The following is a 20693-nucleotide window of genomic DNA, read 5'->3' on the forward strand; positions in this document are numbered from 1 at the left end:
GGTGAGGGGCCTAGAGGTTTTTTATGTTATTGATTCTCCGTGTAATTATCGTTGTCATCTACTCTATTCTGGTGTGCGTTTTAGGCTGCATTTATTGCCTTTTCAGCCCGCGCAATCCAAAGCACGTCGCGACCTTTGGCCATATGTTCGGCAGGCTCGCGCCGGTGCTGGGCCTGAAGGTTGAAAAGCGCTTTCCGCAAGGGTACGAGAACTTCGGTAATGCCATCTATATTGCTAACCACCAGAACAACTATGACATGGTGACCGCCGCCAACATCGTGCAGCCGCCGACCGTGACGGTGGGTAAAAAGAGCCTGCTGTGGGTACCGTTTTTTGGCCTGCTCTACTGGCTGACCGGCAACCTGCTGATCGACCGCAACAACCGCACTAAAGCGCACGGCACCATCTCCGGCGTGGTTAACGCCTTTAAAAAGCGCCGCATCTCCTTCTGGATGTTCCCGGAAGGCACCCGCAGCCGCGGCCGCGGCCTGCTGCCGTTTAAAACCGGCGCGTTTCACGCCGCCATCGCCGCGGGCGTGCCGATCATTCCGGTATGCGTGTCCACCACCTCAAATAAAATTAACCTCAACCGGCTGGATAACGGACTGGCGATCGTTGAGATGCTGCCGCCGGTAGACACCACCGGCTGGGGCAAGGACAGGGTTCGCGAACTGTCCACCTACTGCCGCGATTTGATGCTCGCCAAAATCGACGAGCTGGACAAGGAAGTGGCCCAGCGCGAAGCGGCCAAAAAGCAGAAATAAATTCCCGGGAAGGGTTCCCGCATCAACGTTGTTACTCTGGAGTTGCTATGTCATTCAGTCGGCGTCAGTTTATTCAGGCATCAGGGCTGGCACTGTGTGCTGGTGCAGCGCCGCTGAAGGCCCATGCGGCGGGCCAGCAGCCCGCGCTGCCGGTACCTCCGCTGCTCGAATCGCGGCGCGGCCAGCCGCTGTTTATGACCCTGCAGCGCGCGCACTGGTCTTTTACGCCGGGCACCCGCGCGCCGGTGTGGGGGATTAACGGACGCTATCTGGGGCCGACCATCCGCGTCTGGAACGGCGATGACGTCAAGCTTATCTACAGCAACCGGCTGACGGAAAACGTTGCCATGACCATTCGCGGCCTGCAGGTCCCGGGGCCACTCACCGGCGGTGCGCCGCGGATGATGTCGCCGAACGCCGACTGGGCGCCGGTACTGCCTATCCGCCAGAGCGCCGCTACCCTCTGGTATCAGGCGAATACGCCCAACCACATGGCGCAGCAGGTCTATAACGGCCTCGCCGGCATGTGGCTGGTTGAGGACGATGTCAGCAAATCGCTGCCCATTCCCAACCACTACGGCGTGGACGATTTTCCGATCATTATTCAGGACAAGCGCCTCGATAACTTCGGCGCGCCGGAGTACAGCGAGCCGGGCAGCGGCGGCTTCCTCGGCGATGCGCTGATGGTGAACGGCGCCCAGAGCCCGTACGTTGACGTTTCCCGCGGCTGGGTGCGCCTGCGCCTGCTTAACGCCTCCAATGCCCGCCGCTACCAGCTGCAGATGAGCGACGGACGCCCGCTGCACGTCATTTCCGGCGATCAGGGATTTCTGCCGGCGCCGGTGTCGGTAAAGCAGCTTTCTCTGGCGCCCGGCGAGCGGCGCGAAGTGCTGGTGGACATGACCAACGGTGATGAAGTGTCGATTACCTGCGGTGAAGCAGCCAGCATCGTCGACAGGATCCGCGGCTTCTTTGAACCTTCCAGCGTGCTTATTTCTACACTGGTGCTGACGCTGCGCCCCACCGGCCTGCTGCCGCTGGTCACCGACAGCCTGCCGCTGCGCCTGCTGCCCGCCGACGTGGTGGCCGGTTCCCCTATCCGCAACCGCGATTTTACCCTCGGTGACGATCCGGGCATTAACGGCCACCTCTGGGACCCGCAGCGCATCGACGTGACCGCCCAGCAGGGCAACTGGGAGCGCTGGACCCTGCGCGCCGACTCGCCGCAGTCGTTCCATATTGAAGGCGTAATGTTCCAGATAACCAACGTCAACGGCGCGATGCCGTTTCCGGAAGACCGCGGCTGGAAAGATACCGTGTGGGTGGACGGCCAGGTGGAGCTGCTGGTCTACTTCGGCCAGCCGTCATGGCCGCACTTCCCGTTCCAGTTCGGCAGCCAGACGCTGGAGCTGGCGGACAGGGGCTCTCTCGGACAGATTCTGGTAAACCCCGCCCCGTAACCGCGATTCTATCCGGGCGACGCGCCGCCGCCGCCGCCCGGTACTGCACCAAATAAACCCTTCGTTTTATAGTGCCATCAGGCGTATAATCCCCGCCTTTTGTAGCCTTTTTAACCATTCCCGGAAGTTTTATGAGCGCAACATCCCTGATCCAGCCGGATCGCAACCTCTTCTCCTGGCCCCAGTACTGGGCAGCCTGTTTTGGCCCGGCGCCGTTTTTACCGATGTCCCGGGAAGAGATGGATCAACTCGGCTGGGACAGCTGCGACATCATCATGGTGACCGGAGACGCCTACGTCGATCATCCGAGCTTCGGGATGGCGATTTGCGGCCGCATGCTGGAGGCGCAGGGCTTTCGGGTGGGGATCATTGCCCAGCCTGACTGGAACAGCAAAGAGGACTTCATGCGCCTCGGCAAGCCGAACCTGTTCTTCGGCGTCACCGCCGGCAACATGGATTCGATGATCAACCGCTACACCGCCGATCGCAAGCTGCGCCACGACGATGCTTATACGCCGGACAACGTTGCCGGCAAGCGTCCGGATCGCGCCACGCTGGTATACACTCAGCGCTGCAAAGAGGCATGGAAAGACGTGCCGGTGATCCTCGGCGGGATTGAGGCCAGCCTGCGCCGTACCGCCCACTACGACTACTGGTCCGATACCGTGCGCCGTTCGGTGCTGGTGGACTCCAAGGCCGACATGCTGATTTTCGGCAACGGCGAGCGGCCGCTGGTGGAAGTTGCCCACCGGCTGGCCCTGGGCGAGTCCATTACCACGATTCGCGACGTGCGCAACACCGCGTTTATGGTTAAAGAGGCGCTGCCGGGCTGGAGCGGCGTGGACTCCACGCGGCTGGACACCCCCGGTAAAATCGATCCTATTCCGCATCCTTACGGCGACGATCTGGCCTGTATGACCAACCAGCCGACGGTGCCGAATAAGCACGAAGCAAAGCCGATCACCGTTCAGCCGCCGAAGCCGAAACCGTGGGAGAAAACCTACGTGCTGCTGCCATCCTGGGAGAAGGTAAAAGGCGACAAGGTCATGTACGCTCACGCCTCGCGCATTCTGCATCATGAAACCAATCCGGGCTGCGCCCGGGCGCTGATGCAAAAGCAGGGGGATCGCTATATCTGGCTGAATCCGCCGGCGATCCCGCTCTCTACCGAAGAGATGGACAGCATTTTCGCGCTGCCCTACCAGCGCGTGCCGCATCCGGCCTACGGCAAAAGCCGCATCCCGGCTTACGAAATGATCCGCTTCTCGATCAATATCATGCGCGGCTGCTTCGGCGGCTGTGCGTTCTGCTCGATCACCGAGCACGAAGGACGCATTATTCAGAGCCGCTCCGAAGACTCGATCATTAACGAGATCGAAGCCATTCGCGACAGCGTGCCCGGCTTTACCGGGATTATCTCCGATCTTGGCGGGCCGACGGCCAACATGTACATGCTGCGCTGCACCTCGCCGCGCGCCGAGCAGACCTGCCGCCGCCTCTCCTGCGTTTACCCGGAGATCTGCCCGCACATGGACACCAACCACGAGCCGACGATCAACCTCTACCGCCGGGCGCGGGATCTGAAGGGCGTGAAGAAGATCCTGATTGCCTCCGGCGTGCGCTACGATCTGGCGGTGGAAGACCCGCGCTATATCAAAGAGCTGGCGACGCATCACGTGGGCGGCTATCTGAAAATAGCGCCGGAGCACACCGAAACCGGCCCGCTGTCGAAAATGATGAAGCCGGGGATGGGCAGCTATCACCGCTTTAAGGAGCTTTTCGACACCTATTCGAAGCAGGCGGGCAAAGAGCAGTACCTGATCCCGTACTTCATCTCCGCCCATCCGGGCACCACCGATGAAGACATGGTGAATCTGGCTCTGTGGCTCAAGCGCCACCGCTTCCGGCTGGATCAGGTGCAGAACTTTTATCCCTCGCCGCTGGCGAACTCCACCACCATGTATTACACCGGTAAAAACCCGCTGGGTAAGGTGAATTACAAGAGCGAGGACGTAGTGGTACCGAAGGGCGATCGACAGCGCCGCCTGCACAAAGCGCTGCTGCGCTATCACGATCCGGCGAACTGGGCGCTGATCCGCCAGGCGCTGGAGGCGATGGGGAAAAAACACCTGATCGGCGGACGCCGCGATTGCCTGGTGCCGGCCCCGACGCTGGAAGAGATGCGCGCCGCGCGGCGGCAAAACAGCCGCGCGCAGCCGGCTTTAACCAGGCATACCCCCGCCGCGCACCAGCGCTCGCCTGCCGGACGCAGGCCGAAAGTAGCCGGCAGACGGCAGGTTAAGCCATAAAAAAACGCCCGGGGCAGCAAAGCCGCCGGGCGTTTTTATTCGTACATTGCTCAGCCAGGTTTAGCCGTCAAATTTATCCGGGTCCGGCCCCAGGCGCTTGCCCTGATCCAGTTTGGCAATGTCGGCCAGCTCGTCTTTATCGAGGCGGAAATCCCAGACGTCGAAGTTTTCCGCGATGCGCGATGGCGTCACGGATTTCGGGATCACCACCAGGCCGCTGTCCAGATGCCAGCGGATCACCACCTGCGCCGGCGTCTTGCCGTATTTATCCGCCAGCTTGCGGATAATCGCCTGATCGAATACCCCTTCGCCACCCTGGGCCAGCGGGCTCCAGGACTCGGTCTGAATCTTGTGGTTGGCATTCCAGACGTGCAGCTGGCGCTGCTGCATCAGCGGGTGCAGCTCAATCTGGTTGATGACGGGCGTCACGCCGGTTTCGTCAATCAGCCGCTGCAGGTGCGGCGCCTGGAAGTTACATACGCCGATGCTCTTGATGAGCCCCTGCTGCTGAAGCTCGATCAGCCCTTTCCACGCCTCCACATAGCGATCGATAGCCGGCACCGGCCAGTGGATCAGATACAGGTCGAGATAGTCCAGCTGCAGCTTGTCGAGGCTTTCGCGCAGGGCTTCCGCCGGGCGCTTCTGATCGTCGTTCCACAGCTTGGAGGTGATAAACAGCTCTTCCCGCGGCAGGGCCGCACTTTTTATCGCTTTCCCCACGCCTTCTTCGTTCTTGTAGGCGGCGGCAGTGTCAATGGCGCGGTAGCCCACTTCCAGCGCTTTATGGATGGCGTTTACAACGTCCTCGTTGCCTGCTTTCCACACGCCGAGACCCAGTTGCGGCATTACGTTGCCGTCGTGAAGCTTGATTACGGTTGGATGTGTCATGCGTTCCTCCTTAGATGAGACTTCACCGGAGGAAGAGCCCTTCTCCGGTGAAGTGGTAGCATTAAGCCTGGTATAAATCCGCAAAAACGAAAGGGAATGCGGAAAAACCTTAGCGCGCGGCTTCGTAAATGCGGCGGCTGACGTCGAGGGTAATATCCTGATTTTCGCCCAGTTTCGTCATCCCGTGCTCTTCGAGCTTGGCGATCAGCTGCGGGATTGAGCTGCCGTCCAGACCGTAGTCGGACAGGCGGGTGCCGACGCCCATGCTTTCGAAGAAGCGGCGGGTCGCGGTGATCGCCGCGTCAATACGCTGATCGTCGGTGCCTTCGGTAATGTTCCACACCCGCGCCGCGTACTGCAGCAGCTTGGCGCGCTTGCTGTCGCGCTTGACGTTCCACAGAGACGGAAGCACCACGGCCAGCGTCTGGGCATGGTCAAGCCCGTGCAGGGCGGTCAGCTCGTGGCCGAGCATGTGGGTCGCCCAGTCCTGCGGTACGCCGGCGCCGATCAGGCCGTTCAGCGCCTGGGTTGCGGCCCACATCACGTTGGCGCGAACGTCATAGTTATCGGCTTCGGCCAGCGCTTTCGGGCCTTCTTCGATAAGCGTCAGCAGAATGCCTTCCGCAAAGCGATCCTGAATTTTGGCGTTAACCGGATAGGTCACGTACTGCTCAACGGTGTGGACAAAGGCGTCAACCACGCCGTTGGCGGTCTGGCGCGGCGGCAGAGTATAGGTGTACACCGGATCCAGCACCGCAAACTGGGGCTGCACGTGCGGATTCATAAACGCCCGCTTGTCGCCGGTGGTTTTACGCGAGATAACCGCGCCCATGTTTGATTCAGAGCCGGTGGCCGGCAGGGTCAGCACTGAACCCATCGGGATCGCGCTGGTGATGCTGGCGCCGCCGTTTTCCAGAATCTCCCACGGATCGACGCCGTCGGCATAGTGCGCCGCCGCCGCGATAAACTTGGTGCCGTCCAGCACCGAGCCGCCGCCTACCGCCAGCAGGAACGTCACCTGCTGCTCGCGGGCGATTTTCACCGCGTTCATCAGGGTTTCATAAGAGGGGTTCGGTTCGATGCCGCCGAACTCAATCACCTCCAGCCCGTTCAGGCTGCTCAGGACCTGATCCAGTACGCCGGTTTTCTTCACGCTGCCGCCGCCGTAGGTGACGAGCACGCGGGCGTCGTCCGGGATCTGAGCGCGCAGATCGGCAATCGCGCCTTTGCCAAACAGAATGCGGGTTGGGGTGTGCAGGTTAAAATTAAACATAGTTTGCTCCCTTGATAGCGATGGCAGCCGGAAGGGCTGTCGATGTCGGACATTGTGATCCCGGTCGCTTTTTTCCTCAATGCACGTTCCTGCCGTTGTCTTGCCCATTCCTCCGGCGGGCTGGAGAATATGCGCAAGACAGGACACAATACTCATCTCAAAAACGGCGCGCGTCAGGAGCCCAATCATGAACCGGGAAGCGGTCTGTCTTTCACTGGCTGAAAAAATTAAATCACTGATAAGTAAAGAAGATGAGCTGAGAGAGCGGCTGCCCGCCGTGCGGCTTTTATACGACACGCAGCCCTGGCCGCGCATGCCGGTAATGTACCAGCCAGGCATCATATTTCTCTTTTCCGGGCACAAAATTGGCTATATCAATGCCAGGACTTTCCGCTACGACGCTACGGAATACCTGCTGCTGACTGTGCCGCTGCCGTTCGAGTGCGAAACCGTCGCCACCCCGGACGTTCCGCTGGCGGGGATGCGGCTGGACGTGGATATTCTCCAGCTGCAGGAGCTGCTGATGGATATTGGCGAAGATGCGCTGTTTCATCCCGCCAAAGCGGAGAGCGGCATCAACTCTTCGCCGCTGACGGAGGAGATCCTGTGCGCGGCAGAGCGGCTGCTGGACGTCATTGAGCGTCCGCTGGACGCGCGCATTCTCGGCAAGCAGGTGGTGCGCGAGCTGCTTTACCACGTGCTGATTGGGCCACAGGGCGGGGCGCTAATGGCGCTGGTGAGCCGCCAGACGCACTTCAGCCTGATAAGCCGGGTGCTAAAGCGCATTGAAAGCCACTATACCGAATCCCTGAGCGTCGACCAGCTGGCGGCAGAGGCCAACATGAGCGTGTCGGCGTTTCACCACAACTTTAAATCGGTGACCAGCACCTCGCCGCTGCAGTATCTAAAATCGTATCGCCTGCACAAGGCGCGGCTGCTGATGGCCCACGACGGGCTGAACGTCAGCACCGCGGCAATGCGCGTCGGCTACGAAAGCGCGTCGCAGTTCAGTCGGGAGTTTAAGCGTTACTTTGGCACGACGCCGGGGGAAGATGCCGCGCGCATTCGCGGCTTTCCCGGCGTGTAGAGACAACGTGCAGCGCGATCAGGCGCTGCAGTACTTCTTCTTGATAACGACGGCAACGGCGCCGAACAGGCCGCAAACCAGCAGAAAAATCGGCAGGATCATCAGGAACGTCATCACCTGATCTTCGTGGCGCTTAACGAACGGGATCATGCTCAGCATATAGCCAAAGCCGGTGACCACGCCGACCCACACCATGGCGCTCAGCCAGTTAAAGAACTGAAAGCGGCGGTTGGAGAGCCCGGAGATGCCCGCCATCGTCGGCAGCAGGGTGCGGATAAAGGCCAGGAAGCGCCCCGCCAGCAGGGCCAGCAGCCCGTGGCGATCGAACATGCAGGTGGCGCGCTCGTGATACTTCACCGGCAGGTGCGCCAGCCAGCCCTTAACTACCGAGGTATTCCCCAGCCAGCGGCCCTGAATATAGCTAAGCCAGCAGCCAAGGCTGGCGGCAGTCGTCAAAATCACCATCGTAGGGACAAAGTCCATGACGCCTTTGGCGATCAGCGCCCCGGCAAGCAGCAGCAGGCTGTCGCCGGGAAGGAAAGACGCCGGCAGCAGGCCGTTTTCTAAAAACAGCGTCGCAAACATAACCAGATAAACAACGCCAACGACGTGGGGATTAGCCAGTGCGGTAAAATCATGTTGCCAGAGGGCGGCGACAATCTCTTGAATAACAACCATGGACTTTCCTGTGGAGCAACATTTCCGGTTATATACCCGTCATACTTCAAGCTGCTTGTGCGTTGGCTGCGCTACTCGGCTCATCCATGAGCCTCGCCCTGAAGGGCCATCGCTTCGCGACGTTCAAATCTGTTCCAGACAGATTTGTCGCTCACCCCGGTCACTTACTCCAGTAAGCTCCCGGGGATTCGCTCTCTTGCCGCCTTCAAGCAACTCGAATTATTTTGGGTATACACTTCATCTTTAGCCCGCGAGACATTGACCCTATAAAGAGCAGCAAAGGTGCCGTTCGGGGACAATTAAGCGTATCTGCGGTGCGATCTGGACGATTTGCCCTAGAGTATACGCCCTAATCGCCATAAACATCTTGATTACGGGCGCATATCTTACAGACGATTGTAACCTTATTTGTCCGGTTCCCGCCTCCTGTCTGTAAGACATCAGGCGATGCGTTCGAAGCCCGCGGCCAAATCGGCAATCAGATCATCGACATTTTCCAGACCAACGTGCAGGCGGATCAGCGTGCCGCTGAAGTCTACCTCGCCCTGCGGGCGAATGGCCGCCAGCTGCTCGGGCTGGTTAGGTAAAATTAATGACTCAAATCCGCCCCAGGAGTAGGCCATGCTGAACAGGCTAAAGTTGTCGAGATAGGCCGCCAGTTCCGCATCGTTCAGGCGCTTTTTCAGCACAAAAGAGAACAGGCCGCTGCTGCCGGTGAAGTCGCGCTGCCAGAAGGCGTGCCCCTTGCTGCCGGGCAGGGCGGGATGATTAACGCGCTCCACCTGCGGATGCTTAGCCAGCCACCCGGCGATGCGCAGGCTGCTTTCGTGATGCTGGCGCAGACGCACGCTCAGGGTGCGCAGCCCGCGGCTGGTCATGTAGGCGGTATCGGCATCCACCATCTGCCCCATCAGATAAGCATTCTCTCGCAGCTGGTCCCAGCAGCGGGCGTTTGAAACGGCGGTGCCAATCATGCCGTCGGAGTGGCCGATCAGGTATTTGGTTGCGGCCTGAATCGAAATATCAATCCCGAACTCCAGCGCCTTAAACAGCACGCCCGCCGCCCAGGTGTTATCCATCATGATAATCGCGTCCGGCGCCACGCTGCGCACCGCGGCGACAATCGCCGGCACATCGTGCACTTCCATGGTGATGGAGCCCGGTGATTCAAGGAACACTACCCGCGTATTGGGCTGGACCAGCGCTGCAATATCGGCGCCGATGAGCGGATCGAACCAGCCGGTGGTGATGCCCATTTTGGCGAGGATCTTGCTGCAAAAATCCTGGGTTGGCTCATAGGCGGTGTTGGTCACCAGAATATGATCTCCCTGCTCGACGAAGGCGAGGATGCTGTTGGCTACCGCCGCCGCGCCGCAGGGGAACAGCGCGCAGCCCGCACCGCCTTCCAGCTCGCACATGGCGTCCTGCAGCGAGAAGTGGGTCAGGGTGCCCCGGCGGCCGTAAAACAGCTCGCCTTTCGCGCGGTTGCGCGTGGCGTGCTTCTTGGCTTCGACAGTATCAAACACCAGCGAGGAGGCGCGCTGGATAACGCTGTTGACGGAGCCCTGGGTGTAACGCTTGCTGCGTCCCGCGTGGACCAGCGCGGTTTCCAGCTGCTGAGGGTGCTTCTCGGACATAATGGCATTACCTGTTTTTATACGTCTGGACGTCTAAACTAGCACGGTTGCCGCAGGCTGTATTGACGCTTTACGGATACAGCATAAAATTTTGCGCCGGCGCTGCCGCGCATAATTTTCCTGTGCCAGCGCAAAGAAAAGTCGGGTTTTCCCGGCTGGCGCGGAAATAGTAATGAGAACCACTATCAATTCGATAGCGTTTTGTTATTATGTCGCACAGGTTTTTTGTGATTCAGATCGTGGAGACACACTGTGGGTAATGATTTGATGCAGACGGACCTCTCCGTTTGGGGCATGTACCATCATGCCGACATCGTGGTTAAGGTAGTGATGATTGGCCTCGTGCTGGCCTCTGTCGTTACCTGGGCTATCTTCTTTAGCAAAAGCGCCGAACTGCTGGCGCACAAGCGCCGCCTCAAGCGCGAGCAGGCGCTGCTCGGCGACGTGCGTTCTCTGGATCACGCCAGCGAAGTAGCGTCGGCTTTTCAGGCTAAAAGCCTGAGCGCGATGCTGATTAACGAAGCGCAGAACGAGCTTGAGCTTTCAGAAGGTTCAGAAGATCGCGAAGGCATCAAAGAGCGTACCGGCTTCCGACTCGAGCGCCGCGTTGCCGCCGTCGGTCGTTACATGGGCCGCGGTAACGGTTTCCTGGCAACTATCGGCGCGATTTCGCCGTTTGTCGGACTGTTTGGCACCGTATGGGGCATCATGAACAGCTTTATCAGCATTGCCCAGACCCAGACGACCAACCTTGCTGTCGTCGCGCCGGGTATTGCCGAAGCCCTGCTGGCAACCGGTATTGGCCTGTTCGCCGCGATCCCGGCGGTAGTTATCTACAACATCTTTGCCCGCATGATCGGCAGCTACAAAGCGATGCTCGGCGACGTAGCCGCGCAGGTGCTGCTGCTGCAGAGCCGCGACCTGGATCTGAACGCCAGCGACGCTGCACCGGTTCGCCCGACGCAAAAACTGCGAGTGGGGTAACCGGCAATGGCAATGCGCATGAACGAAAACATGGAAGATGGCGAGGAGATGCACGACATTAACGTGACGCCGTTTATTGACGTCATGTTGGTTCTGCTGATTATCTTCATGGTTGCCGCCCCGCTGGCGACGGTTGACGTTAAAGTTAACCTGCCCGCGGCTTCCAGCCAGCCGCAGCCGCGTCCCGAGAAGCCGGTTTATCTCAGCGTGAAGGCCGACGACACCATGTTTATCGGTAACGATCCGGTCACGCAGGAGACAATGATCGGCGCGCTGAATACCCTGACGGAAGGCAAAAAGGACACCACCATTTTCTTCCGGGCGGACAAGAGCGTGAATTACGAGACCATGATGCGGGTGATGGATACCCTGCATCAGGCGGGCTATCTGAAGATAGGCCTGGTCGCCGAAGAGCAGACGGGCGCGAAGTAATAATCGCCAATTGCCGCTCTGATAAAAGCCGCCGCGCTTCGCGCCGCGGCTTTTTTAATAGGCTTTAGCCGGCCCGCCAGCTGCATAAAATCGCCGCATCTATCTTCTTGATTCACATCAACAAACCCCAAAAGCCTCTGTGATCGCCCTCGCATAACAGTACTGCCTTCATTAAATTTTCTGCCCCGAGCCGCTAGTCTGCCCGTGTTTAGTTTTTTTCATGGACGCATTCTCAGGAGAGAAAATGAAAGCTTTACTTAGCGCAGCGGTATTCACGGGAGCGATGGCCTGCTCTCTTTTTTCCCACGCGGCGGATAACCTCGATCGGGAAAAAGAGTTAAAAGTCATCAGCTACAATGCTTACTGGGGCATGAAGTCTGACGAGTCAAAAGATAAGCAGAAATTCAGCGAATGGGCGAAAAAGCAGGACGCCGACGTAATTGCCTGGCAGGAGATGAACCACTTCACCCGCGAAAAGCTGGAGGCCTTCGCCCGCAGCTACGGACATCCATACGCGGTGCTGCTTAAAGAGTCCCCCAATCCGGACGATGACGAGTTCTTCCCCACCGCGCTCACCTCGAAGTACCCCATTGTCAACGTGAAGAAAGTGACCGATAACCTGTGGCACGGCGCGCTGTTTGCCGACGTCGGCAATCACCACTTCGTGGTCACCCACATGAACCCGTTCCGCACGTCCCAGCGCATCGAAGAGATGAACCTGATCCTTGACTCCATCAGGTACAGCACCGATCCGAACGGCAAATGGATTATCGCCGGCGATCTCAACTCCTTCTCGCCTCTCGATAAGCCGGGCTACGACGAACAGGCGATGGTGAAGGATTTGCAAGAAAAAGAGGCGAAAAGGCCGGTTCTGCATAATCTGGTTAACGGCAAAATGGACTATACCGTCCAGCAGAATATCCTCGACCGCGGCTTTATTGACGTGCTGAAGCACAAGTACCCGAACACGTTTGTGGCGACCGCGCCGACCAAAATATTCTACGATCAGGCAAAAACGCCGCTGCGCTACGACTACATTTACGTGTCGCCAAAAATGAAGGACGACATTGTGGATGTGAAGGTGCTGAAAGACGACTTTACGGACAAGTACTCCGATCACTATCCGGTACAGATGATCATTAAAAATCCGTAACTGCCCGCTCGCCGGTCGTAAAAAAATCCGCCATCGCGAAAACGACGGCGGATTTTTTATTGCCGATGCCGGCCTACTTATTCGACGACGCCTGCCACAGATTAAGCTCGCCGTCGGCAATGTGCTGGTCGATTTGCACCAGCTCCTCGTCGCTAAACTGTAAATTGTCCAGCGCCCGCACGTTCTCTTCCAGCTGCTCCGGGCGGCTGGCGCCGATCAGTACCGAAGTCACCCGATCGTCTTTCAGCAGCCAGCTTAGCGCCATCTGCGCCATGGTCTGCCCGCGCCGCTGCGCCATCTCCTGCAGCAGGCGCAGGCTGTTGAGATTGCTGTTGCTGAGCATCTTCTCCGTGAGGCCCCGGGCTTTGTTTCCCTCAGACTCCATGCGGGAGCCCTGCGGGATCCCATTGAGGTATTTTCCGGTCAGCAGCCCCTGCGCCAGCGGCGTAAAAGCGATGCAGCCGGTGCCGCTCTCCTCCAGCGCGTCCAGCAGCCCGGTTTTATCCACCCAGCGGTTGAGCAGGTTGTAGGAGGGCTGATGGATCAGCAGTGGAATTTTCCACTGCAGCAGCAGCTCGACCATCGCCCGGGTGCGCTCGGTGGAATAGGAGGAGATGCCGACATACAGCGCTTTTCCGCTCTGCACCGCCTGCGCCAGCGCCCCGGCGGTCTCTTCCATCGGCGTGTGCTCATCCACGCGGTGGGAGTAGAAGATATCCACGTACTCCAGACCCATGCGGCGCAGGCTGGCATCAAGGCTTGCCAGCAGATATTTACGCGATCCGCCCGAGCCGTAAGGGCCGGGCCACATATCGTATCCGGCTTTGGTGGAGATGATCAGCTCATCGCGCAGGGAGGCAAAATCGCTTTTCAGCAGCCGGCCAAAATTCTCTTCCGCGCTGCCGGGCGGTGGGCCGTAGTTATTAGCCAGATCGAAATGGTTTATCCCTAAATCGAACGCTTTACGCAGCAGCGCGCGCTGATTATCCAGCGGATGTACGTGGCCAAAGTTGTGCCACAGGCCTAATGAGAGGGCCGGCAGTTGAAGGCCGCTGCGCCCGCAGTAGCGGTACTGCATCTGATTGTAGCGATCGGGACTGGCTGTCCAGGACATGGTTTCCCCTTCTTCATCAATTTAAAACACTGTTTCCATTCTAGAAAAAGAACGGGTCTCCGCAAGCGCTGCCGATCGCATTCAACGGTTATTTTATCGACGAATTAACTTTACAAAAAAACAATCACAAAACGTTACTGCTTTTCCCCGGGTTGCCGATAACGGGTGCTCAGCGACGAAGATCGCCAAAAATGCACTATTACCAGGAGAATACATGAATCTGCTTCGAAATTTCACGATCCGCAGAGTGATGCTGATCGTCCTTATTTTATTTTGTCTGCTGTGCTCTGCCGTGGGCAGCTACAGTCTGTGGACGCTCTCCCGTATTGCGCAAAGCCAGCGGGATGAGGGACCGCTGGTTGCGCAAATTGAGCTCATTAGCCAGGGCAGCGAACGCTACCTTAACCTTCTGAGTCAATCCGGCGACGCCCGGCAAAATCTGGACGCCCTTCGCGACGGACTTGCGGCATTCAGGCAAATTCCATCTGCCCCCGCGCAGGCGGAATCTGCCGCTGACGCGGTAGCCCGCTGGCAGGCGCTGCTGGATGACGGCGCATCCGGCGCGGGTTCAAAAAGCGGCCCCGCGTTTTTAGCCAGCACCGCCCGGTTTATAGCGCAGGCCAATCGCCAGCTGGCGCAGACCCGCAGCGCGGTGGACGATATCTCATCCGCTGCCCGCATCCCCGTTGCGGCGGCAATCGTACTCGGGCTGCTGCTGCTGCTGTTTTCCGACAGGTATCTGGTGATGATGCTGGTCAGGCCCCTGCAGCGGGTGCGCGAGCACTTTCGCCTGATAGCACAGGGCGATCTCAGCCAGCCGGTGGAAGAAATCGGGCGCAACTGCGTCGGGCAGATGGTGCCGATTCTGAATGCCATGCAGGAGAGCCTGCGGGACGCGGTCGGCGCGATCCGCGGCAGCAGCGACAGCATCTGGCAGGGCGCGTCTGAGATTGCGTCCGGCAACGGATCCCTTTCCCGACGCACCGAAGAGCAGGCAGCCGCGCTGGAGCAGACGGCGGCCAGCATGGCACAAATCACCGCCGCGGTTGAGCACAACGCCCAAAGCGCCCACCGCGCCAGCGGGCTGGCGCAAGAGGCCGCGGGTACCGCGGACAGCGGCGCGGGGCAGGTAGAGGCGCTGGTGGCGAAGATGTCGGGGATCTCCCGCAGCTCGGCGCGGATTGCCGAAATCACCGATGTGATAAACAGCATCGCGTTCCAGACCAATATTCTGGCGCTCAACGCCGCCGTTGAGGCGGCGCGCGCGGGCGAACAGGGCAGGGGCTTTGCGGTGGTTGCCAGCGAAGTGCGCAACCTGGCGGGCCGCAGCGCCCAGGCGGCGAAAGAGATTGAAGGGCTGATTGCCGACGCCGCGGCACAGGTTGCGGAGGGGGTTTCGCTGGCCGGCAACGCCGGCAGCAGCATGGAGGAGATCGTGCAGTCAGTCGAGCGGGTCACCGGCATCATGCAGCAGATAGCCAGCGCCTCGGAAGAGCAGAGCCGCGGCATCGCTCAGGTGGGCATTGCTATCGCCCAGATGGACGGCGTCACCCAGCAGAATGCCTCGCTGGTGGAGCAGGTCTCCACCGCCTCGGCGGCGCTGGAGGCACAAACCGACGTGCTGCAGGGCGCGGTGCGGCGTTTTCGTCTGGCGGCTGAGCCAGCCTGATATCCTGCGGGTTTGTTATCGCTTACGGCAGGCGGGTAGGCTGCGGGCCCACCTGCCGTGAGTTCAATATTTCATGATATGGAAATTGAGCTTGAAGACTGCGAGAATATCTTCTTTCCAAGACTCACGCTTAAACTAATCGACGAGGGCACGCGCGATATGACGATTACTGAGGAAAAACTGCTGGCTTTGGGTTTTACGCCCGCAGATCTGCAATCTCTGCACAGGTATAGCGTGAAAGGCGTGCTTTCTCTGGAAATGGTTATATCGGACCTGGCTAAACGCTTTAATGCAGCATTGCTGCTGACATTTTTTCTTGCTGCAGTGTATTTGCTTACCTTTTTTATTGCCTCAACGGAAAATGTTATTTCGCTTGGTATTGCTATGCTGATAGCGTTATTGATTATTTGGTTTTTTCAACCTCCATTACTTTCCTATAAAGCATGGAAAGCAAAGAGAAAATTACTTCAGGAACCCTTCTCTGTTGACAATAAATCGTAAATTACTTTTGCTTTCAACCCATAACCAACGATTTTCATTGTTAACATTGGTCTGCTCATTGAGCTGACCTTTCGATGAAAGTCTTGTGGAAGATAATGGAACAGGCGCCAGGTGTTGGGTTTTCTGATTAAGCCGAAAACACCGTAAACATTTGCAGCTAAACTGACCCCATTGTATAGAGCAAGCCCCGCATTTCCCTGGAACCCTAAAAATTCGGCTGCGGTTATCGCTCCATCAGCAAAAGCACCTTGGGACTCTTTTTTCCCCAATATCTGGTTGTTAATTTCTTTAGAAATTCCGTTCAGGCCATCCATCACCAGGGTAGCTCCTGCAAGCATGCCAACTGGGGTCATGGTGCCAAAAAGTGCTACGCCTGCCACTATTTCAAATCCCGATAGAACAACACTGACTGCACTGATCATGTAGCCAACAATTTCATTGTTTTCCTTTACAAACTCTATCCTGGCATAAAGTTGGGCCGCTTTGGTGCGGATGAGCCTGTCTTGTTCATGCAGATTTGCTTGTTCGGCCTGAATTTTCTGTATGGCATTCGTATAGGCATCGAGAGTTTTCGATCGGCGAACCGCGCTGAATTGTTGTGTAATCAGCGCTCGGATTTCCTCAACAAATTTGATGCGCGTCAGTCCATCTTTGAGATGCATTGCGGAAACCGTATTGGCAACGTTGATGAGTTTGCGAACTTCGCGATCGAGGGCCATTTCTGACCAGGCAGTGGTTTTCTCGCCCGGAGGGACTGCAAGATACATTGGATTTCCTTATCAACTGGTAATGAGCGAATTTTCGCTGACTATCGCTTAGTGTTCAAGTATGTGTTTGATAAAGTCGTAGTCGTTGAATCAAATCTGACAGGTTGCGCTGGTAACCGTGGCGGTGTCGACAAGATGTATAGTAGCGGCATGCCATCATCCCGGATGTCTTTGAACGGACTATTTCGCGAAGGTGGAAAAATGTTTACTGAATTAAGACCATGTCGGGTTTAACAGGGGCCCCACCTGCTGAGCCCCTGTTTACGCTATCGGCGCCAGATGTCACTGCCGATAAACTCCCGTGAAAAAAGCACGTCCCTCAGGACTGACGCTTATCCTCAGTCTGCGTCTCAAAATCGCTGGCGGCGTGGCGCTCGCGCAGTTGCTCGTTGAGCGGGCCCTGGGCGCGGTTGACGATGCGGCCGCGCTTCACCGCGGGCCGATCGGCAATCTCCTGCGCCCAGCGCAGCACGTTTTTATATTCCTGAACATTCAGGAACTCGGCGGCGTTGTAGATACCGCCCAGCACTACCGTGCCGTACCACGGCCAGATGGCGATATCGGCGATGGTGTATTCCTCACCGGCTATATAGCGGCCGCGCGCCAGCTGCTTATCCAGCACGTCGAGCTGGCGTTTGGCCTCCAGCGCGAAGCGGTCAATGGCGTACTCGATTTTTACCGGTGCGTAGTTGTAGAAGTGGCCAAAGCCGCCGCCGAGATAGGGGGCCGAACCCTGCAGCCAGAAAAGCCAGTTCAGGGCTTCGGTACGCCCGGCGAGATCTTTTGGCAGGAAGTGGCCGAATTTCTCTGCCAGGTAGAGCAGGATATTGCCCGACTCAAACACGCGCAGGGCCGGGGTTACCGAGCGATCGCTAAGGGCCGGGATTTTCGAGTTCGGGTTCACCTCAACAAAGCCGCTGGAGAACTGATCTCCCTCGCCGATGTTGATTAGCCACGCGTCGTACTCCGCGCCGGTGACGCCGAGCGCCAGCAGCTCTTCCAGCAGGATAGTCACCTTCTGGCCGTTGGGCGTGCCCAGGGAGTAAAGCTGCAGAGGATGCTCGCCCACCGGCAGCGTCTTCTCGTGCGTTGCACCGGACACCGGCCGGTTAATGTTGGCAAACGTGCCGCCGCCGTTCTGTTTCCACTCCCAGACTTTCGGAGGTTGGTAGCTGTTATCAGACATCGTGAACCTGCCTTATGGTTACGGGTTGGTTAGGATTGCATTAATCGAGTGTAGCAACTGGCCCGGCCGCAGTTTGGCCATCTGAGGCGTTAAGCCTCAGGCTTCAATCTTATCCGCCCACGCGCGGATGCTGTCGCCGCTGCCGAGATCCGGCTGCACCAGACCGTTGACCATAAATGTCGGCGTAACGTGAATGCCGTTCTGGCGGGCGTATTTCGCGTGCCACTTAATCGCCGTCTGCAGATCCGGCTCGGCGAACGCGGCGCTCAGCGGCACGCCGCTATAATCTTCCAGCCGGGCAATAATCTGTTCCGGGGTGGCCTGCATATTGGGGCCGGCGCAGTGGTCGACAAACTCAAATTCTTCACGGTGTTCCGCCACCGCTTTCATGACGCGCTTTGCGGCAGCCGTTCCGTCCGGCAAGGTGGAGGCCGCAAGAATGCAGCGCACCACGACGCCGGAAAACAGGTGCCAGGGCTGCGACTGCAGGCGAATTTTTATTGTCACATTCTCTTCACCGACCAGCTCCAGCAGGGCATCCAGCTTCTTAAATGCCTTCACCGAAAACGGGCAGGTAGGTTCCAGAAACACTTCAAAGGTTTTCGGGCCGTGGCCCCACTCCAGCGGCTGCGCCTGTAATGCCATATTGCCTCCTGATATTGACCAGATGTGCCGTACCGTTGGTTGCGCATGCGGATTATCTTCCGGCACGCGTGTATGATTAAGCCAGTTCTGTCGCAGTAATGACAGCCCGCAGACGACAATGACCCGGTGCCACTCGCCGCCTGCTATCTTTCGTTGATAACTTAGGTTGGAACAATGAGTACAGGATATTCCAGTAGCGACGCCCCTTTCGGAACATTACTCGGCTATGCGCCGGGTGGCGTTGCCATCTACTCTTCAAATTACAGCAGCCTCACGCCCCGACCGTCCCGCGACGATCCCTCTTTTCGCAGCTACATCGATAACGAATACATGGGCCACAAGTGGCAGTGCGTGGAGTTCGCCCGCCGCTTCCTGTTCCTGACCTACGGCTTCGTGTTTACCGACGTCGGCATGGCATACGAGATTTTCTCCCTGCGCTTTCTGCGCCAGGTGGTGAATGACAACCTGCTGCCGCTGCAGGCGTTTGCCAACGGCTCGCGCCAGCCGCCGGTAGCCGGGGCGCTGCTTATCTGGGAGAACGGCGGCGAGTTTCAGGAAACCGGGCACGTGGCGGTGATAACCCAGCTGCTCGGCAATAAGGTGCGGATTGCCGAGCAGAACGTGCTCCACCATCCGCTGCCGCCGGGCCAGCAGTGGACCCGCGAGCTGGCGCTTACCGTAGAAGACGGTTGCTATACTCTGCACGACACCTTTGATGACACCACCATTCTCGGCTGGATGATCCAGACTGAACGCACCGAGCACAGCCTGCCGCAGCCCGAAATTCCCGGCGAGCTGCTGCAAATTCGCGGCGCGCAGTTCCCGGATGAAGGCCAGTTCAGCGGCAAGTGGCTCGACGAGCGCGATCCCGTTCAGGCCGCCTACGTGGCGGCCAACGGCCACGTCATCAACCAGAACCCGTGCCACTACTACAGCATCACCGAGAGCGCCGAGCAGGAGCTGATCAAGGCGACTAACGAGATGCACCTGATGTACCTGCACGCCACCGACAAGGTCATGAAGGACGACAATCTGCTGGCGCTGTTCGATATCCCGAAAATCCTCTGGCCGCGCCTGCGCCTCTCCTGGCAGCGCCGCCGCCACGACATGATCACCGGGCGCATGGATTTCTGCATGGACGAGCGCGGGCTCAAAGTGTACGAGTACAACGCCGACTCCGCCTCCTGCCACACAGAAGGGGGCCTGATCCTGGAGCAGTGGGCGAAAACCGGCTACCGCGGCGAAGGCTACAACCCGGCAGAAGATCTAATCAGCCAGCTCACCGCCGCGTGGAAGCACAGCTCCGCCCGGCCGTTCGTGCACATCATGCAGGACAAGGATCTGGAGGAGAACTACCACGCCCTGTTTATGCAGCACGCCCTTACCGAAGCCGGCTTTGAGAGCAAGATCCTGTTTGGTCTCGACGAGCTGGGCTGGGATCCCGCCGGGCAGCTGATTGACGGTGACGGCCGGCTGGTCAACTGCGTCTGGAAAACCTGGGCGTGGGAAACGGTCATTGAGCAGGTGCGCGAAGTGAGCGAAACCGAGTACGCGGCGGTGCCTATCCGCACCGGCAACGCCAACAACGAGGTGCGGCTTATCGACGTGCTGCTGCGCCCGGAAGTGATGGTCTTTGAACCGCTGTGGACTGTGGTGCCGGGCAACAAGGCTATTCTGCCGGTGCTGTGGCAGCTGTTCCCGCACCATCACTATCTGCTGGATACTGACTTCCTGGTTAACGACGAGCTGGCGAAGACCGGCTACGCGGTGAAGCCTATCTCCGGGCGCTGCGGCAGCAATATCGATCTTATCGGCGGTGATGCCGGCGTGCTGGATCAAAGCTCCGGCCAGTTTGTCGATCGCAAAAACATCTACCAGCAGCTGTGGTGCCTGCCGAAGGTGGACGGGAAGTATATTCAGGTCTGCACCTTCACTATCGGCGGCAGCTACGGCGGCAGCTGCCTGCGCGGCGACGAGACGCTGGTGGTGAAAAAAGAGAGCGATATCGAACCGCTGATGGTCGAGAAACGCTAGCCGTTAACGCGGCCGGGCGCGAGGCGTCCGGCTGCGTGCCTCATCCCCTGTCCAACATTTATCCCCTTCCTGAAGCGCTCCGCGACGGGTGAAATCCCCTTTTGCAGAGGCT

The 20693-nt window shown here is 58.5% G+C and carries 18 protein-coding genes; 10 read left to right on the forward strand and 8 right to left on the reverse strand.

Annotated elements, in window-relative coordinates; all coding sequences use genetic code 11:
- Positions 1 to 23: 23 nt before the first annotated feature.
- From QZ766_RS15875 to QZ766_RS15885, 3 genes are all read left to right on the forward strand, one after another.
- Positions 24 to 764: a 1-acylglycerol-3-phosphate O-acyltransferase gene (locus QZ766_RS15875; RefSeq protein ID WP_297203597.1), complete on the forward strand. Its 741-nt coding sequence runs from the start codon at positions 24 to 26 to the stop codon at positions 762 to 764.
- 47 nt (positions 765 to 811) lie between these two features.
- Positions 812 to 2224 (forward strand): cell division protein FtsP, encoded by a 1413-nt coding sequence (gene ftsP / locus QZ766_RS15880; protein ID WP_297203600.1) that lies wholly within the window; start codon positions 812 to 814, stop codon positions 2222 to 2224.
- A gap of 131 nt (positions 2225 to 2355) precedes the next feature.
- Complete coding sequence (locus QZ766_RS15885) at positions 2356 to 4533, forward strand: YgiQ family radical SAM protein (protein WP_297203602.1); 2178 nt, start codon at positions 2356 to 2358, stop codon at positions 4531 to 4533.
- Positions 4534 to 4593: 60 nt separating this feature from the next.
- Here QZ766_RS15885 and dkgA read toward each other — a convergent pair whose 3' ends face one another.
- Both dkgA and yqhD read right to left on the reverse strand, forming a co-directional pair.
- Positions 4594 to 5421 carry a 2,5-didehydrogluconate reductase DkgA gene (gene dkgA / locus QZ766_RS15890; protein ID WP_297203604.1) on the reverse strand — a complete coding sequence of 276 codons (828 nt, stop codon included), beginning with the start codon at positions 5419 to 5421 and terminating at the stop codon, positions 4594 to 4596.
- 109 nt (positions 5422 to 5530) lie between these two features.
- Positions 5531 to 6694 carry an alcohol dehydrogenase gene (yqhD, locus tag QZ766_RS15895; RefSeq protein ID WP_297203606.1) on the reverse strand — a complete coding sequence of 388 codons (1164 nt, stop codon included), beginning with the start codon at positions 6692 to 6694 and terminating at the stop codon, positions 5531 to 5533.
- A gap of 187 nt (positions 6695 to 6881) precedes the next feature.
- Here yqhD and QZ766_RS15900 point away from each other — a divergent pair, with 187 nt between their 5' ends.
- Positions 6882 to 7781 carry an AraC family transcriptional regulator gene (locus QZ766_RS15900; RefSeq protein ID WP_297203608.1) on the forward strand — a complete coding sequence of 300 codons (900 nt, stop codon included), beginning with the start codon at positions 6882 to 6884 and terminating at the stop codon, positions 7779 to 7781.
- A gap of 18 nt (positions 7782 to 7799) precedes the next feature.
- On the opposite strand, the gene QZ766_RS15905 is transcribed toward QZ766_RS15900, so the two are convergent.
- Complete coding sequence (locus QZ766_RS15905; protein ID WP_297203610.1) at positions 7800 to 8459, reverse strand: DedA family protein; 660 nt, start codon at positions 8457 to 8459, stop codon at positions 7800 to 7802.
- A 440-nt stretch (positions 8460 to 8899) separates the two neighbouring features.
- Positions 8900 to 10096: a cystathionine beta-lyase gene (metC, locus tag QZ766_RS15910; protein ID WP_297203612.1), complete on the reverse strand. Its 1197-nt coding sequence runs from the start codon at positions 10094 to 10096 to the stop codon at positions 8900 to 8902.
- A 252-nt stretch (positions 10097 to 10348) separates the two neighbouring features.
- On the opposite strand from metC, the gene exbB reads away from it, so the two are divergent.
- The 3 genes from exbB to QZ766_RS15925 all read left to right on the forward strand — a co-directional run bounded on the left by exbB (position 10349) and on the right by QZ766_RS15925 (position 12665).
- Positions 10349 to 11080, forward strand: coding sequence for a tol-pal system-associated acyl-CoA thioesterase (gene exbB, locus QZ766_RS15915; RefSeq protein WP_297203614.1), 732 nt, complete (start codon positions 10349 to 10351; stop codon positions 11078 to 11080).
- Positions 11081 to 11086: 6 nt separating this feature from the next.
- A complete protein-coding gene (gene exbD / locus QZ766_RS15920; protein ID WP_297203616.1) occupies positions 11087 to 11512 on the forward strand; it encodes a TonB system transport protein ExbD in 426 nt (141 codons plus the stop codon).
- A 244-nt stretch (positions 11513 to 11756) separates the two neighbouring features.
- Entirely contained in the window at positions 11757 to 12665 is a 909-nt protein-coding gene (locus QZ766_RS15925) for an endonuclease/exonuclease/phosphatase family protein (protein WP_297203618.1), read from the forward strand.
- A 73-nt stretch (positions 12666 to 12738) separates the two neighbouring features.
- Here the strand turns inward: QZ766_RS15925 and mgrA are convergent, their stop codons facing one another.
- Positions 12739 to 13779 carry an L-glyceraldehyde 3-phosphate reductase gene (gene mgrA / locus QZ766_RS15930; protein ID WP_297203620.1) on the reverse strand — a complete coding sequence of 347 codons (1041 nt, stop codon included), beginning with the start codon at positions 13777 to 13779 and terminating at the stop codon, positions 12739 to 12741.
- A 214-nt stretch (positions 13780 to 13993) separates the two neighbouring features.
- On the opposite strand from mgrA, the gene QZ766_RS15935 reads away from it, so the two are divergent.
- The gene (locus tag QZ766_RS15935; RefSeq protein ID WP_297203622.1) at positions 13994 to 15448 is read left to right on the forward strand and encodes a methyl-accepting chemotaxis protein; all 1455 of its coding nucleotides are present in this window, start codon (positions 13994 to 13996) and stop codon (positions 15446 to 15448) included.
- A 78-nt stretch (positions 15449 to 15526) separates the two neighbouring features.
- A complete protein-coding gene (locus tag QZ766_RS15940) occupies positions 15527 to 15949 on the forward strand; it encodes a hypothetical protein (RefSeq protein ID WP_297203624.1) in 423 nt (140 codons plus the stop codon).
- Here QZ766_RS15940 and QZ766_RS15945 read toward each other — a convergent pair.
- From QZ766_RS15945 to QZ766_RS15955, 3 genes are all read right to left on the reverse strand, one after another.
- On the reverse strand, positions 15916 to 16716 hold the full coding sequence (locus tag QZ766_RS15945) for a DUF4225 domain-containing protein (protein WP_297203626.1): 801 nt from the start codon (positions 16714 to 16716) through the stop codon (positions 15916 to 15918). The genes QZ766_RS15940 and QZ766_RS15945 overlap by 34 nt on opposite strands.
- Positions 16717 to 17035: 319 nt before the next feature.
- On the reverse strand, positions 17036 to 17902 hold the full coding sequence (yghU, locus tag QZ766_RS15950; RefSeq protein ID WP_297203629.1) for a glutathione-dependent disulfide-bond oxidoreductase: 867 nt from the start codon (positions 17900 to 17902) through the stop codon (positions 17036 to 17038).
- A gap of 96 nt (positions 17903 to 17998) precedes the next feature.
- Complete coding sequence (locus QZ766_RS15955; protein ID WP_297203630.1) at positions 17999 to 18547, reverse strand: thioredoxin domain-containing protein; 549 nt, start codon at positions 18545 to 18547, stop codon at positions 17999 to 18001.
- Between the two features lie 174 nt (positions 18548 to 18721).
- Between QZ766_RS15955 and gss the strand changes: the two genes are divergently transcribed.
- Positions 18722 to 20581 (forward strand): bifunctional glutathionylspermidine amidase/synthase, encoded by a 1860-nt coding sequence (gene gss / locus QZ766_RS15960; RefSeq protein WP_297203631.1) that lies wholly within the window; start codon positions 18722 to 18724, stop codon positions 20579 to 20581.
- Positions 20582 to 20693: the final 112 nt, after the last annotated feature.

The sequence above is a fragment of the uncultured Pluralibacter sp. genome (assembly GCF_913775985.1).
Classification (GTDB): Bacteria; Pseudomonadota; Gammaproteobacteria; order Enterobacterales; family Enterobacteriaceae; genus Pluralibacter.